The sequence below is a fragment of the Mesorhizobium sp. M7D.F.Ca.US.005.01.1.1 genome (genome assembly GCF_003952545.1).
GTDB lineage: Bacteria > Pseudomonadota > Alphaproteobacteria > Rhizobiales > Rhizobiaceae > Mesorhizobium > Mesorhizobium loti.
Genome location: NZ_CP034453.1, coordinates 2,991,330 through 3,006,905, shown reverse-complemented (window position 1 = coordinate 3,006,905; position 15,576 = coordinate 2,991,330). Strand labels below are relative to the sequence as shown.

General features: G+C 63.3%; 15 protein-coding genes. All 15 read left to right on the top strand.

Annotation, left to right across the window (positions count from 1 at the left end; translation table 11 throughout):
* Positions 1-9 precede the first annotated feature (9 nt).
* The 15 genes from EJ076_RS14310 (at position 10) to EJ076_RS14240 (ending at position 15,421) form a co-directional block, all read left to right on the top strand.
* Complete coding sequence (locus tag EJ076_RS14310; protein ID WP_109661989.1) at positions 10-297, top strand: hypothetical protein; 288 nt, start codon at positions 10-12, stop codon at positions 295-297.
* Between the two features lie 12 nt (positions 298-309).
* A complete protein-coding gene (locus EJ076_RS14305; RefSeq protein WP_109661986.1) occupies positions 310-687 on the top strand; it encodes a hypothetical protein in 378 nt (125 codons plus the stop codon).
* A gap of 14 nt (positions 688-701) precedes the next feature.
* On the top strand, positions 702-863 hold the full coding sequence (locus tag EJ076_RS14300) for a hypothetical protein (protein ID WP_023759014.1): 162 nt from the start codon (positions 702-704) through the stop codon (positions 861-863).
* Positions 864-877: 14 nt separating this feature from the next.
* Positions 878-2,272 carry an amino acid permease gene (locus EJ076_RS14295; RefSeq protein ID WP_126068313.1) on the top strand — a complete coding sequence of 465 codons (1,395 nt, stop codon included), beginning with the start codon at positions 878-880 and terminating at the stop codon, positions 2,270-2,272.
* A gap of 45 nt (positions 2,273-2,317) precedes the next feature.
* Positions 2,318-3,007: a hypothetical protein gene (locus EJ076_RS14290; RefSeq protein ID WP_164548637.1), complete on the top strand. Its 690-nt coding sequence runs from the start codon at positions 2,318-2,320 to the stop codon at positions 3,005-3,007.
* Positions 3,004-3,327, top strand: coding sequence for a hypothetical protein (locus tag EJ076_RS14285; protein ID WP_126068312.1), 324 nt, complete (start codon positions 3,004-3,006; stop codon positions 3,325-3,327). Before EJ076_RS14290 ends, EJ076_RS14285 begins: the two co-directional genes overlap by 4 nt.
* Positions 3,328-3,431: 104 nt before the next feature.
* On the top strand, positions 3,432-4,328 hold the full coding sequence (locus EJ076_RS14280) for a glutamine amidotransferase family protein (RefSeq protein WP_126068311.1): 897 nt from the start codon (positions 3,432-3,434) through the stop codon (positions 4,326-4,328).
* 4 nt (positions 4,329-4,332) lie between these two features.
* Positions 4,333-5,058, top strand: a complete 726-nt coding sequence (locus tag EJ076_RS14275; protein ID WP_126068310.1) for a GXGXG domain-containing protein — start codon at positions 4,333-4,335, stop codon at positions 5,056-5,058.
* 6 nt (positions 5,059-5,064) lie between these two features.
* Positions 5,065-6,393 carry an FMN-binding glutamate synthase family protein gene (locus EJ076_RS14270; RefSeq protein ID WP_109661976.1) on the top strand — a complete coding sequence of 443 codons (1,329 nt, stop codon included), beginning with the start codon at positions 5,065-5,067 and terminating at the stop codon, positions 6,391-6,393.
* Between the two features lie 63 nt (positions 6,394-6,456).
* A complete protein-coding gene (gene glnT, locus EJ076_RS14265) occupies positions 6,457-7,764 on the top strand; it encodes a type III glutamate--ammonia ligase (RefSeq protein ID WP_126068309.1) in 1,308 nt (435 codons plus the stop codon).
* A gap of 36 nt (positions 7,765-7,800) precedes the next feature.
* Positions 7,801-9,054, top strand: coding sequence for a sarcosine oxidase subunit beta family protein (locus EJ076_RS14260; RefSeq protein ID WP_126068308.1), 1,254 nt, complete (start codon positions 7,801-7,803; stop codon positions 9,052-9,054).
* 17 nt (positions 9,055-9,071) lie between these two features.
* Entirely contained in the window at positions 9,072-9,347 is a 276-nt protein-coding gene (locus tag EJ076_RS14255) for a sarcosine oxidase subunit delta (RefSeq protein ID WP_126068307.1), read from the top strand.
* A complete protein-coding gene (locus EJ076_RS14250) occupies positions 9,347-12,328 on the top strand; it encodes a sarcosine oxidase subunit alpha (RefSeq protein WP_126068306.1) in 2,982 nt (993 codons plus the stop codon). The genes EJ076_RS14255 and EJ076_RS14250 overlap by 1 nt, the downstream gene beginning before the upstream one ends.
* The gene (locus EJ076_RS14245; RefSeq protein WP_126068305.1) at positions 12,321-12,947 is read left to right on the top strand and encodes a sarcosine oxidase subunit gamma family protein; all 627 of its coding nucleotides are present in this window, start codon (positions 12,321-12,323) and stop codon (positions 12,945-12,947) included. Before EJ076_RS14250 ends, EJ076_RS14245 begins: the two co-directional genes overlap by 8 nt.
* A gap of 104 nt (positions 12,948-13,051) precedes the next feature.
* Positions 13,052-15,421, top strand: a complete 2,370-nt coding sequence (locus EJ076_RS14240) for an aminomethyltransferase family protein (RefSeq protein WP_126068304.1) — start codon at positions 13,052-13,054, stop codon at positions 15,419-15,421.
* Positions 15,422-15,576 lie beyond the last annotated feature (155 nt).

The following is a 15,576-nucleotide window of genomic DNA, read 5'->3' as shown; positions in this document are numbered from 1 at the left end:
GGAAAACCGATGTCAGACATGCAGCAGCGCATCGAAGCGCTGTACCGTTCCGACGTGCGCGGATCTGCGCTCCTGATCGTCTGCCTGTGGGCGACGATCCTCTTCGTCCTCCTCATGACGTGGCCCTACATCCCGCATGGCGGCATCAAGGCCGTGGTCGCGATCGCCGCCGCCGCCGTGCTGATCTTTAACACGGCCGCGATCCTGGCGATGGTCAAGCACTACAAGGAAGACAAGGATTTCATCTACGGGCTCGATATCAAGAACGCCGACGCGTTCCGCAACCGCAAGTCCTGAGGGGTAGAAGAGATGTCCCGTTACACGCCACCGGAGCAAAGCAAGGCCGGGCAAGTTTTCGACATCGCCGTCGTCGTGGTGGCCATTTTCGTGGCGCTGTGGCTGCCGCTCAAGCTGGGCCTTGCCGGCGCGGCGAAATCCATCGATGCGCTCGACGCCAAGACGTGGGAAGCGCTTGGCCAGAACCCGACCATGGCCTCGATCTGGGAAAAGCTCGGCTACACGCCCGAGACCGCGCACGACATCATCCAGAACCGCTTCCACTATGTCATCGACTGGCCGACGCTGATCATCATGGCCGCGGTGCTGGTCGGCTATTTCGTCTTCCTGTTTCGCGCATCCGACCGCGAATATCGCGACGTCATCAACGAAAAATTCGACGACAAATAATCGAGGGACGCAACATGTGGACGGTACTCTCCTATGCATGCTGGGGCATCTCGATCGTACTTGCCCTTTGGATGCTCTACGACTGGTTCAAGGTCGACACGACCTTCTCCGAGGAGGTGCTGACCTCATCGCGCGAAGGCGAGCTTGAAGCCGTTTCCGAAAAACACCGGATCTGAGTGGGGATTGAACAATGACGATCACACTTGAACCGGCAATTCACGGGGACAGGGTTTCACTGCTCCGCGTGCTTGGCCCCGCCCATGTCTGGGCACTCGGCGTCGGCATCGTTCTGGTCGGCGAATTCACCGGCTGGAATTTTGCCGCCGACAAGGGCGGCGCGCTGGCAGCACTGATCGTCTGCTGGGTCGTCGGATTGCTCTACACCTCGGTCGCGATGATCGATTCCGAGGTCACATCGACCGTCGCCGCCGCCGGCGGTCAATATGCGCAGGCCAAGCACATCGTCGGACCGCTGATGGCGTTCAATGTCGCGCTGTTCCTGGTCTTTGCCTACACCATGCTCGAAGTGTCCGACGCCATCCTGCTCGGCGATACCATCGTCGCCAAGGCGGGGGTCGAAGGCCTCACCCACAATTCCTTCATCGCAGCGACCATCGTCGTACTGGCGTGGCTGAACTATCGCGGCGTGCTGATGACGCTCAACGTCAACTTCGTCATCACCGCAATCGCCTATATCTCGATCGTCATCCTGTTCTTTTCGGTCAGCCCGTGGACGCAAGGCGCGGTGCTGAAGCTCAACGAACTGGTCACTCCCGGCAATGCCCTGCCGTATGGCTGGATCGGCGTCATCGCCGCCTTCCAGTTCGGCATCTGGTACTATCTCGGCATCGAGGGCACCACGCAGGCCGCCGAGGAAGTGCGCTCGCCCGCCCGCTCGCTGCCTTATGGCACCATGGCCGGCATGATCACGCTTTTGATCGCCGCCGCCATGACCTGGTATGTCTGCGCCTCGATGATGCCATGGGAATATCTGGGCATCACCTATTATCCACTATGGGACGCGGGCAAGCTGACCGGCAGTCCACTGCTCGAGAACCTGTTGTTTGTCGCCACGCTGCTTGCCGCGATGGCCTCCGCCAATGGCTGCATCAACGATGCAGCGCGCGCCTGGTTCTCGCTCGGCCGTGACCGCTATCTGCCGACCTGGTTCTCGGCCGTGCATCCGAAATATCGCACGCCCTATCGCTCGATCCTGTTCCTGCTGCCGATCGCGCTGGCCTTCGCCTTCATCGCCGACCTCAACCAGGCGATCACCTTCTCGATCCTGTCAGGCGTGCTGCAATACACCTTCATGAGCATCAACATCATCATGTTCCGCAAGAAGTGGCCACTCGGCTCGATCCGCCGCGGCTATACGCACCCCTTCCATCCGATCCCAGCCATCGTGCTGTTTTGCCTGTGCGTGGTGACCTTCTTCGCCATCTTCCTCGGCTTCGGCTCGCAGCTGATCGCGATGGTCGCCTTCTACTTCCTGATCTCGCTGTGGTTCCATTTCTATCGCTACAAATTCGTGCGGCGCGGCGATCAGTTCACCATGCCGTGGCCAAAGCCGCAGGGTTATTGATGGGAGTAGGCCCGTCCGGATCCTGGGCGGGCCTGGCATGAGAAAATGTCCGAGGTGACATCAGCACTGCTTGCCGGGGCCATTGTCCTGGCTGTCGTCCTCCACCTTGCCTGGCAGGCGCGTGCCAGCCGCAGCAGGGCGTCGACGGCGCTCGCCGTCGAGCAGGACCGCATCCGCACAGTCATCGCCGACGCAGCCAATGTTTCGGACGGCACCGTCGGCGTCATCACCTGGGAAGGATCGTGGAACAGCAAACGTGTCCAGGTGCGCACCATCGTCGATACGCTGGCGACGCGGAAACTGCCTGCGCGCTGGCTCAGTGTTTCGATCACCGAAGAGGTCGCGGTGCCAGCTACGTTCGACATGATGATGCGGCCGGGCTCGCCGACGACCTTCTCCAATTTCGATCATCTTGAGCACACACTGCCCAAGGCTCCCGGATTTCCTGCCGAGGCGGTGCTGCGCACCGACCGCAGGGCGGCGCGCTTCCCACAAGGCCTCATCGCCAGCCATATCGAGATCTTTGCCGAAGGGCGCGCCAAGGAACTGCTGATCACGCCCAAGGGTATACGCATCGTCTGGCTGCTGGCGGAGGCCGAACGGGCACGCTATGGCGTTTTCCGGCAGGCCGAATTTAGCGGCGCCACACTCGATCCCGCACTGATCGAAAGATTGCTGGTGTCGGTGTCGGCGCTTCGCGACGCCATCAACAAAAGCGAACGGCAGGCCGCATGACCAGTTCCATCACTGCGCCCACCAACCCCTATCTGGTTCTCGGCGCCGCAATCGTGCTGCCGGCAAGCGGGCACGTCATTCTGGGCGTGCCCGTGCGCGGCCTTCAGTTCCTCTTCTTCATGGTGATCCTGGCATGGGTCACCGCCAAGATCGCGCCGCCAGACGCCAGCTTTGTCGGTCGTCATGCCGGCGGCTTTCTAATCTATGCCTTGTCGATCCTCGACGCCTACAAGATCGCCCGCATCCGCACCGCCAAATGGGTTCACAGTGCCCGGCGAGACGGCGACAATGCACAGAGCGGCATTGGGCCGCATACGTAACTAGAGGAAAATTTTTTTCATATGATTGAATTTATGGGACTCATTCGATACATCATCTCTTAGCTACAAACGATCTCTTAGCTACAAACCACCGGGAGGCTGACATGTGTGGAATTGTCGGACTGTTTTTGAAGGACAAGGCGCTGGAACCCCAGCTTGGTGCGATGCTGTCGCAGATGCTGATCTCGCTCAGCGATCGCGGTCCGGACAGCGCCGGCATCGCCATCTACGGCGCGCCTTCCAAAAATGAGGCCAAGATCACCATCCAGTCGGCCAAGCCCGACCGCGATTTCCGCGGTCTCGAGGCGGAGCTCGCCAAGGCCATCGGCACGCCGGTGACGATCGCGGTGAAGTCGACCCATGCCGTCGTCAGGACCACGCCCGCCAAGATCGATGAAGCGCGCGAAACCATCCTGGCGCTGCGCCCCGACATCCGCATCATGGGCGCCGGCGACGTTGTCGAGATCTACAAGGAAGTCGGCCTGCCCGAGGCTGTCGTCGATCGCTTCGATGTCCGTGGGATGACCGGCACGCATGGCATCGGCCATACCCGCATGGCAACGGAATCGGCGGTCACGACGATGGGTGCACATCCGTTCTCGACCGGCGCCGACCAGTGTCTCGTGCACAATGGCTCGCTGTCGAACCACAACAATGTCCGCCGCGAGCTGATCCGCGAAGGCATGAAATTCGAGACCGAAAACGACACCGAGGTCGCGGCCGCCTATCTCTCCTCGCAGATGGCGCACGGCAAGAATCTCGGCGAGGCGCTGGAAGGCACGCTCTCCGATCTCGACGGCTTCTTCACCTTCGTCGTCGGCACCAAGAACGGCTTCGGCGTGGTGCGCGATCCGATCGCCTGCAAGCCCGCCGTGATGGCCGAAACCGACCAGTATGTCGCCTTCGGCTCGGAATATCGCGCGCTGACCAAACTGCCCGGCATAGACAATGCGAGGGTCTGGGAACCCGAGCCCGCAACCGTCTATTTCTGGGAGCATTGAGTTCATGCCGGCAACCACGCTTTCAAAGACTGCGGCGCACGACCCTCGGGTCTTCGATCTCGACCAACTGTCGCTGCGCGAACTCAACCAGGCGCTTCACAATCTGGCTCCCGGCTCGAACGAAACGGCATGGGAAGTGCTGAACCCGAAGGGCAGCCATTCGGTCGCCGTCGGCGTCGACCAGCCTGTTGCCATCGATGTGCGCGGCAGCGTCGGCTATTACTGCGGCGGCATGAATTCCGGCAGCACCATCACCGTGCATGGTTCGGCAGGCCCCGGCGTCGGCGAGAACATGATGTCGGGCTCGATCACCATCAAGGGCGACGCCAGCCAATATGCCGGCGCCACCGGCAAGGGCGGCCTGCTGGTCATCGAAGGCAACGCCTCGTCACGTTGCGGCATTTCGATGAAGGGCATCGACATCGTCGTGCACGGCAATATCGGCCACATGTCGGCCTTCATGGCGCAATCGGGCAATCTGGTGGTGCTGGGCGATGCCGGCGATGCGCTGGGCGATTCCATCTACGAGGCGCGGCTTTTCGTGCGCGGCAAGGTCGACAGCCTCGGTGCCGACTGCATCGCCAAGGAGATGCGGACCGAGCATCTGGAATTGCTGCAAGGCCTGCTCGACCGCGCCGGCGTCACCGGCGTCAAGCCGGCGGAATTCAAGCGCTACGGCTCGGCGCGTACGCTCTACAATTTCAATATCGACAACGCCGACGCGTATTGAGGCAGCATGACCTACAGAAACCCGCCGACGACGCCGCGCAAATCCGCGACCTTCGACGACTATACGCTTTCCGAAATCCGCCGTGCCGCGGCGACCGGCATCTATGACATCCGTGGCGCCGGTGCCAAGCGCAAGCTGCCGCATTTCGATGACCTCTTGTTCCTCGGCGCCTCGATCTCGCGCTATCCGCTCGAAGGCTATCGCGAACGCTGCGACACCAGTGTCGTGCTGGGCTCCCGCCATGCCAAGAAGCCGATCGAGCTGAAGATCCCGATCACCATTGCCGGCATGAGTTTTGGCTCGCTGTCAGGCCCCGCCAAGGAAGCCCTCGGACGTGGCGCGACCTTGTCGGGCACCTCGACCACCACCGGCGACGGCGGCATGACCGAGGAAGAGCGCGGCCATTCCAAGCAACTGGTCTATCAATATTTGCCCTCGCGCTATGGCATGAATCCACGCGATTTGCGCCGCGCCGATGCGATCGAAGTCGTCGTCGGCCAGGGCGCCAAGCCGGGTGGCGGCGGCATGCTGCTTGGCCAGAAGATTTCCGACCGTGTCGCCGAAATGCGCACGTTGCCGAAAGGCATCGACCAGCGCTCGGCCTCGCGCCATCCCGACTGGACCGGACCCGACGATCTCGAGATCAAGATCCTCGAACTGCGCGAAATCACCGACTGGGAAAAGCCGATCTACGTCAAGGTCGGCGGCGCCCGGCCCTATTATGACACGGCGCTTGCGGTGAAGGCGGGCGCCGATGTCGTCGTCGTCGACGGCATGCAGGGCGGCACCGCCGCCACACAGGAAGTGTTCATCGAAAATGTCGGTATGCCGACGCTTGCCTGCATCAGGCCGGCGGTGCAGGCGCTGCAAGACTTGGGCATGCACCGCAAGGTGCAACTGATCGTCTCCGGCGGCATCCGCAACGGCGCCGATGTCGCCAAGGCGCTGGCGCTCGGCGTCGACGCGGTCTCGATCGGCACGGCTGCCCTTGTCGCGCTCGGTGACAACGATCCGCGCTGGGAGGCGGAGTATAACGAGCTCGGCACCACGGCCGGCGCCTATGACGACTGGCACGAGGGCCGCGACCCGGCCGGCATCACCACGCAGGACCCCGAATTGATGAAGCGGGTCGATCCGGTGGCCGCCGGACGCCGGCTGGCGAACTTCCTCAAGGTGATGACGCTTGAGGCTCAAACGATCGCCCGCGCGTGCGGCAAGAACAGCCTGCACAATCTGGAACCCGAGGACCTCGTCGCCCTGACGATCGAGGCAGCCGCCATGGCCGGCGTGCCGCTGGCCGGCACCAACTGGATACCGGGGAAGAACGGCTTCTAATCAACGAAAGGCCGAAGCCCACACGCTCTGGGGCCAACAATCGACAAAAAATGGGGAACTTCCGTGACAGCTGATCTTGCAGAATTCGCAAGGGCGAAAAACGTCAAATATTTCATGATTTCCTACACTGACCTGTTCAGTGGCCAGCGTGCCAAGCTGGTGCCGGCGCAGGCAATCGCCGACATGCAGAAGGACGGCGCCGGCTTTGCCGGGTTCGCCACCTGGCTTGATCTCACGCCGGCACATCCCGACATGCTGGCGGTGCCGGATCCGGACTCGGTGATCCAGCTGCCGTGGAAGCCGGAAGTGGCCTGGGTGGCCGCCAATTGCATCATGGACGACAAGGAGGTCGACCAGGCGCCGCGCAACACGCTGAAGCGGCTGATTGCCGAGGCCGCCAGTGACGGCATGCACGTCAAGACCGGCGTCGAGGCCGAGTTCTTCCTGATCTCGCCAGACGGCAAGACGATTTCCGACGAATACGACACGGCCTCAAAGCCCTGCTACGACCAGCAAGCGGTGATGCGGCGCTACGACGTCATCGCCGAGATCTGCGACCACATGCTGGCGCTCGGCTGGGGTGCCTATCAGAACGACCACGAGGACGCCAACGGCCAGTTCGAGATGAACTGGGCCTTCGACGACGCGCTGGCGACCGCCGACAAGCATTCGTTCTTCAAGTTCATGGTCAAGTCGATCGCGGAAAAGCATGGCCTGCGCGCCACCTTCATGCCGAAGCCCTTCCAGGGGCTGACCGGCAATGGCTGCCATGCCCATATCTCGGTGTGGGACAAGGCCGGCAAGACCAACGTCTTCGCCGACAATGCGATGGAGCTCGGCCTCTCGGCCAAGGGCAGGAATTTCCTCGGCGGCATTATGAAGCATGCCTCGGCCCTTGCCGCCATCACCAACCCGACCGTGAACTCCTACAAGCGCATCAACGCGCCGCGCACCATTTCGGGCGCAACCTGGGCGCCGAACACAGTGACCTGGACCGGCAACAACCGCACCCATATGGTGCGTGTGCCCGGCCCGGGGCGCTTCGAACTGCGGCTGCCGGATGGGGCGGCCAACCCCTATCTCTTGCAGGCCGTCATCATCGCCGCCGGCCTCGACGGCATCCGCTCCAAGGCCGATCCCGGCAAGCGCTACGACATCGACATGTACCAGCACGGCCATACGGTGAAGGGCGCGCCGAAGCTGCCGCTCAACCTGCTCGATGCGCTGCGCGAGTTCGACAAGGACAAATCGCTCAAGGCGGCGCTGGGTGAGGAATTCTCGTCGGCCTACCTAAAGCTGAAGCACCAGGAATGGAATTCCTATGCTTCGCACTTCACGCAATGGGAGCGCGACCACACGCTGGATATCTGACCGCCAGCGCGATGCGAGCGACCTCGGAATGAACTGATGAAATATTCGATCTTCTCGCTCGCTCGCGCCGCCCTGTCCGGCCACAAGAACTGGCAGCGCACCTGGCGCGACGCCACGCCGAAGGATCGCTACGACGTGGTGATCATCGGCGGCGGCGGCCATGGCCTGGCCACCGCCTGGTTCCTGGCCAGCGAGTACGGCATCAAGAATGTCGCCGTGCTCGAAAAAGGCTGGATCGGCTCCGGCAATGCCGGCCGCAACACCACCATCATCCGCTCCAATTACGGCTTGCCCGGCAATACTGGCTTCTACGAATTGTCGATGAAGCTGTGGGAGCGGATGGAGCAGGATCTCAATTACAACACGATGGTCAGCCAGCGCGGCGTCATCAATCTCTACCACTCCGACGCGCAGCGAGACGCCTATGCCCGGCGCGGCAACACCATGCGCATCAACGGCATCGACGCCGAACTGCTCGATCTCGCCGCGGTCAAGAAGATGATACCGTTCCTGAACTTCGACAATGCGCGCTTCCCGGTGCAAGGCGGGCTCTTGCAGCGGCGCGGCGGCACGGCGCGTCACGATGCGGTGGTCTGGGGCTACGCGCACGCGGCGAGCGCGCTCGGCGTCGATATCATCCAGAATTGCGAAGTCACCGGCTTCGTCAGGGACGCCAATGGCAAGGTGACCGGCGTCGAGACATCCCGCGGCAAGATCGGCGGCGGCAAGGTCGGCATGGCTGTCGCCGGCTCCTCGTCGCGCGTCGCGGCGATGGCCGGTCTGCGCCTGCCGATCGAAAGCCATGTGCTGCAGGCCTTTGTCTCCGAGGCGATCAAGCCGCTTATCCCCGGCGTCATGACCTTCGGCGCCGGCCATTTCTATGTCAGCCAGTCCGACAAGGGCGGGCTGGTCTTCGGCGGCGACATAGACGGCTACAATTCCTACGCCCAGCGCGGCAACATGCCTGTCATGGAGGACGTCTGCGAGGGCGGTATGGCGCTGATGCCGATGATCGGCCGCGTGCGCCTGCTGCGCCAGTGGGGCGGCATCATGGACATGTCGATGGACGGCTCGCCGATCATCGACAAGACGCCGGTCGACGGGCTCTATATCAACGCCGGCTGGTGCTATGGCGGCTTCAAGGCGACGCCGGGCTCGGGCTTCGTCTTTGCCCATCTGCTGGCCCGTGACGAATCCCACAAGGAGGCGGCACGGTTCCGCCTCGACCGGTTCCGGACTGGCGCCATGATCGACGAAAAGGGCCAGGGCGCCCAACCGAACCTGCATTGAAGGCGGTTTAGAAGAAAATGCGCATTGTCTGTCCCTTCTGCGGCGACCGCGAACTCGGCGAGTTCACCTATCTCGGCGATGCCAAGCCGGTGCGACCCGAGGCCGGCGCCTCCGAAGACGAGGTCTTCGACTATATCTATCTGCGCGACAACGTTGCCGGCGAGACCAGCGAATACTGGTACCATGGCGGTGGTTGCCGGGCCTGGCTGAAGGTCACCCGCAACACGCTGACGCACGAGATCTCTTCAATCGAACCAGCGGCGGGCGCCGGCGCTGCGAAGGTTGACGCGTGATGGCCGGCCCGCAGACACACCGGCTCGGCAATGGCGGCCTTGTCGACCGCTCGGCACCGCTGAACTTCCGTTTCGACGGCAAGGCTTTCTCCGGCTTCCAGGGCGACACGCTGGCCTCGGCGCTGATCGCCAATGGTGTCAAGCTGGTCGGCCGCTCGTTCAAATACCATCGCCCGCGCGGCATTCTGACCGCTGGTTCGGAAGAACCCAACGCGCTGGTCGAGTTGCGCAGCGGCGCAAGGCGCGAACCGAACACCAAGGCGACGACGGCGGAGCTCTATGAAGGGCTCGAGGCCGCCAGCCAGAACCGTTGGCCGTCGCTGCGCCATGACGTGATGTCGGTCAACCAGTTGTTCGCGCCGATCTTCGTCGCCGGCTTCTACTACAAGACCTTCATGTGGCCGGCGAAATTCTGGGAAGCGATCTACGAGCCGGCGATCCGCCGTGCCGCCGGCCTTGGCCGCGCCGCCGGCATCGCCGATCCCGATCATTACGACAAGGCATGGGCGCATTGCGATGTGCTGATCGCCGGTTCAGGCCCGGCCGGGCTGGCGGCCGCACTTGCCGCCGGCCGCGCAGGCGCCCGCGTCATCCTGTGCGAGGAAGATTTCACGCTCGGTGGCCGCCTGCTGTCGGATGGCGGCACGATCGATGGTGTTCCGGCAGCCGAGTGGCTGTCGCGGACGCTGGCTGAACTGGCTGACATGCCCGACGTCGGCATCATGACCCGCACGACATTGTTTGGCGTCTACGATGGCGGCACCTATGGCGCCATCGAGCGGGTCAACGACCACCTGCCCTCGCCGCCCGAGCACCAGGTGCGCCAGCGGCTGTGGCGGATCGTGGCGAAGCGCTGTGTCGTTGCGGCCGGTGCCATAGAACGGCCTATCGTCTTTGCCGGCAATGACACGCCCGGCGTGATGATGGCTTCGGCGGTGCGGACCTATGTCGCGCGCTACGCCGCAGCGCCGGCAAAACGTATCGCGCTGTTCACCAACAATGAGGATGGCTGGCACACGGTCGAGACCGCACTCAGCGCCGGATTGCAGATCGCAGCGGTCGTCGACGCGCGACCTGACGTGTCTCCGGCGCATCGTTCGCTGGCCTCCAAGGGCGGCTTCCCGGTGCTGCACGGCTCCGTCAGCGGCGTCGACGGAGGCAAGGATGGTGTCAGGAAAATCGCGGTGTCGCTTACCGGTGGTGCGCGCGCCGAAGTCGAAGCCGACGGGCTTGCCGTTTCCGGTGGCTGGAATCCGGCGGTCGGATTGACCTCCTTCCATCGCGGCCGACCGACATGGAATGACGACATCTCCGCCTTCGTGCCCGATGGCGCGCCTCCCGGAATGACTGCCGCCGGTGCCGCCAACGGCGATTTCGGGCTCGGCGCCTGCCTGAGCCAGGGATTTGCCGCCGGCGCGGCAGCGGCGCGTGACGCGGGGCACAATGGTACGGCGGGCGCCGCGCCTGTCGCCGATGACGAGGCCTTTTCGCTGACCCCGCTCTGGCACGTCGCCGGCAAAGGCAAGGCCTTTGTCGATTACCAGCACGATGTCACCGCTTCCGACATCGAACTAGCGCAGCGCGAAGGTTTTGAATCGGTCGAACACCTGAAACGCTACACGACGCTCGGCATGGCGACCGACCAGGGCAAGACCTCGAATGTCGCTGGCCTCGCCATCATGGCGGCTGTCAGCGGCCGTTCGATCCCTGAGACCGGCACGACGATCTACCGGCCTCCCTATGTGCCCGTCGCCATCGGCGCCTTCGCCGGCCATCATCGCGATGAGACTTTCCATGCGACGCGGCTGACGCCGTCGCACCACTGGGCCGTGGAACAGGGTGCGATCTTCGTCGACACCGGGCTTTGGAAGCGCGCGCAATGGTATCCGCGTGCCGGCGAGAGGGACTGGCTGGAATCGGTGACCCGCGAGGTCAAGGCGGTGCGCGGCGGCGTGGGCTTCTGCGATGTCTCGACGCTCGGCAAGATCGACGTGCACGGCCCGGATGCCGGCGCCTTCCTCGACCGCGTCTACATCAACACCTTCTCCAACCTCGCCGTCGGCAAGGCGCGCTATGGGCTGATGCTGCGCGAGGACGGCATCGTCTATGACGATGGCACCACGTCGCGGCTGGCCGAGGATCATTATTTCCTGACCACCACCACCGCCAAGGCCGGCCTGGTGATGCAGCACCTCGAATTCTGCCGGCAAGTGTTGTTCCCGGAGCTCGACGTGCAGCTGACCTCGGTCTCGGATCAGTGGGCGCAATTCTCGATAGCCGGCCCGAAAACGCGAGACCTGCTCAGGGAAATCGTCGATCCGGCGGAGGACCTCTCGAACGAAGGTTTTCCGTTCATGGGCGCACGCGAAGTGACGTTGCGCGGCGGCCTCAAGGTGCGGCTGTTCCGCATCTCGTTTTCTGGCGAGATGGCGTTCGAGATTTCGGTGCCGGCACGCTTCGGCGATGCCATGGCACGCAATCTGATGCTGGCCGGCGCGCCATTCGGCGTAACCCCTTATGGCACCGAGGCGCTTGGGGTCATGCGCGTCGAAAAAGGGCACATCGCCGGACCGGAATTGAGCGGCACGACGACGGCGGCCGATCTTGGGCTCGGCAAGATGATGTCGACCAAGAAGGATTATATCGGCCGCGTCATGGCCGGGCGCGAGGCGCTGGTCGCGCCCGATCGGCAGGTCGTGGTCGGCATCAAACCGACGGAGAAGGGCCGCCGCCTGCGCTCCGGCGCACACATCATCCCGAAGGGCCAGACGCCCGGACCGGGTAACGACCAGGGCTATGTCACCTCGGTCTGCTTCTCGCCGACGTTGGATCAGTGGATCGGGTTGGGGCTGGTCGAACACGGCCGCGAACGCATCGGCGAGATCGTTCATGCGCATGATCCATTGCGCGGCGAGGACTATGACGTCGAACTCTGCAATCCCGTCTTCTACGATCCGGATGGAGGACGCCAGCGTGGCTGAGTTTTCCTGGGCTCCTCGTAGCTCGCTTGAAAAGGCACTGGTCACAGGCGCGCACGGCGCGCGCGGCATAGAGGCCGGCGTCTCGCTGACCGAGATTCGCAACTTCGACCTGATCCAAGTGATGGCGCGGCGCGGCAAAGCGGCTGAGATGAGCAAGGCGGCCAAGGGCAGGTTCGGTATTGCTGCTCCGGAAACACCGAAGGCAGTCGGCGCGGCGGATGCGATGCTGATCTGGTCGGGACCGGATCAGTTCTTCGTGCTGTCGAAGAGCGGCAAGCACACGATGCAGACGTTGGCGCCGGCATTGTCCGGTCCCGCTTCGCTGTCGGACCAGTCGCATGCGCGCGCCCTGATCAGCATTTCCGGAACCAAGGCGCGTGCCATGCTGGCCAAGCTGTCATCGATCGATCTGCATGCCGATGCGTTCGGGATAGGCGCGGCTGCTGCGACCTCGATGGATCACACCAGCGTTACGCTCTGGCGTGGGAATAATCGAGATGGATTGGCGGTGTTCAACCTTCTGGTGTTTGCGACCTTCGCCGAAAGCCTGTGGCACATGATTCTTGACTCGGCCGCTGAGTATCGTGTGGCGGTCAATCATTCCGAGGAATTGGCGTAGCGCGTCTGGGCGCTTCGCCTTGCCAAACGCACCCGCACTGCTATTCTTGCTGCTAAAATAATTTCACGTACAGGCAAACTTGTTTCTCTAACCGCAAGGCCGAGATGAGCCAGTCGCCCTACCCTGCAATTGCAGCCGGACCGCCCAAGCCCAGCCTCATCCTGAGGCCCGGCCAGATCGCGCTGCCGCCCGGCATGGAGCGTTATACGATCCAGGGCAACGGCGCGGTTCTGATCGAGATCGAAGCCGGCGACACGATCACCGTGCGCAATGTCGAGGGTGGCCAGGCCTGCGAACTTCTGGCCTGGCACAAGAGCGGCGCGACCGATCCAGGCATTTTTGGGGAAACATCGAATAGCAATGCAGCCGGCATCAAGGCCTTGCTGGCGGAAGGCGACGACAGCCTCGCTTCCCTGCGGGGCGGGCTCGCGCACCGTCAGGTGCAACTCGATCAGGCCAAGGCGGTGCGCGTCTTCGGCGGTGCCACACCGGCCGGCACCGAACAGGCCTTCACGATTGCGCGCGACGGCGCGATGGTCATCGCCGCCCCCGGCGGGCCGATGCTGGTCGATGGCCACGACACGGCGACGCCCCTCACCGTCATCGTTCGCCGCGCCACGATCCGTCCGGCGGCGAAATCGCAGCTGGCCGATCCGCTTGCCGATCCGGTGCTCGACCTGCGCGTCCATTCGGCGACGGCGCAATCCTATTTCGTCAAGGCCGGCGACTATCTGCAGATCATCGATGTCGACGGCCGCCAGTGCACCGATTTCCAGTGCTTCTCGGCGCGCAAGCTGGACAGGGGCCTTGACCATCCGCTCGACGTGACGACGACGCGCACGCTGATGGGTGCGAGCTACCCGATGCCAGGCCTGCATTCGAAATATTACGACCAGGACATGGAGCCGCTGGTCGAGGTGGTGCAGGACACATGCGGACGGCACGACGCATTCGCGCTCGCTTGCGCCGCAAAATATTACGACGACATCGGCTATCCCGGCCACACCAACTGCTCGGAGAACTTCAATCGCGCGCTGGCTGACAAGGGCGTGACGCCCCGCGCCGGCTGGATGGCGATCAACTTCTTCTTCAACACGGCGATCGACGCGCATGGCGTCATGGTATCCGACGAGCCATGGTCACGGCCGGGCGACTATGTCCTGTTGCGCGCGCTGACCGACATCGTCTGCGTTTCCTCCGCCTGCCCCGACGACACGACGCCGGCCAATGGCTGGAACCCGACCGACATCCATGTGCGAACCTATTCCGGCCAGCACAAATTCTCGCGAGCGATCGCCAGACGCATGACGCCTGATTCGGAACCGAAAATGACCCGCGAGACTTCATTTCATTCGAGCTTTGCCAAGCATACCCGCAACTTCGCCGAGTACCGAGGCTACTGGCTCGCCAATTCCTTCGCCAAGGACGGGCCGATCGCCGAATACTGGGCCTGCCGGCAGGACGCCGTGATCATGGACCTGTCGCCGCTGCGCAAATTCGAGGTCACCGGCCCGGATTCGGAGGCGCTGCTGCAGTACACGCTGACCCGCGACGTCAAGAAGCTTGGCATCGGCCAGGTGGTCTATTCGGCCATGTGCTACGAGCATGGCGGCATGATCGACGACGGCACGCTGCTGCGCCTCGGCAAGGACAATTTCCGCTGGGTCGGCGGCGATGATCTGTCCGGCGAGTGGCTGCGCGAGACGGCAGCGAAACTCGGCCTCAACGTGCTCGTGCGTTCCTCCACCGATCAGATGCACAATGTCGCCGTGCAGGGACCGAAGAGCCGCGACATCCTGCGAGAAGTCATCTGGACCTCGCCGCTACAGCCGTCGATCGACGAGCTCGAATGGTTCCGCTTTGCGGTGGCCCGCATCGGTGGCGGCAACGGCATTCCGGTGGTCGTCTCCCGCACCGGCTATACCGGCGAACTCGGCTACGAGATCTGGTGCCATCCGCGCGACGCCGAAAAAATGTTCGACGCCATCTGGGAAGCCGGCCAGCCGCATGGGCTGAAGCCGATGGGACTGCAGGCGCTCGACATGGTGCGCATCGAGGCCGGGCTGATCTTCGCCGGTTACGAATTCTCCGACCAGACCGACCCGTTTGAGGCCGGCATCGGCTTCACCGTGCCGCTGAAGACCAAGACCGACGATTTCATCGGCCGCGAGGCGCTGATCCGGCGCAAGGAGCACCCGCAGACGAAGCTGGTCGGCCTCGACATCGATGCCAATGTCGCCGTCGGCCATGGCGACTGCGTGCATGTCGGCCGCGCCCAGATCGGCGTGGTCACGTCAGGCATGCGCTCGCCGGTGCTGAACAAGACCATCGCGCTGGCGAGGCTCGACGTCACCCATTCGGCCATTGGCACCGAGGTCGAGATCGGCAAGCTCGACGGCCATGCCAAGCGGCTGCCGGCGCGCGTCGTTGCCTTTGCGCATTACGATCCGCAGAAGGCCAAACCGCGCTCCTGAAAGCCGCTTTCGCAGCTGACAAGCCGACCGGCTGGCGATGTCACCGGGAGTTTGAGTCTGTGCGCTCACAAGCGTGATGTGCATGGCGCCACAAAACGCTTGACCTGAAAGCGCGCCGGATCAATCTTCACTGTTAAGAAAAAAATACGACTGAG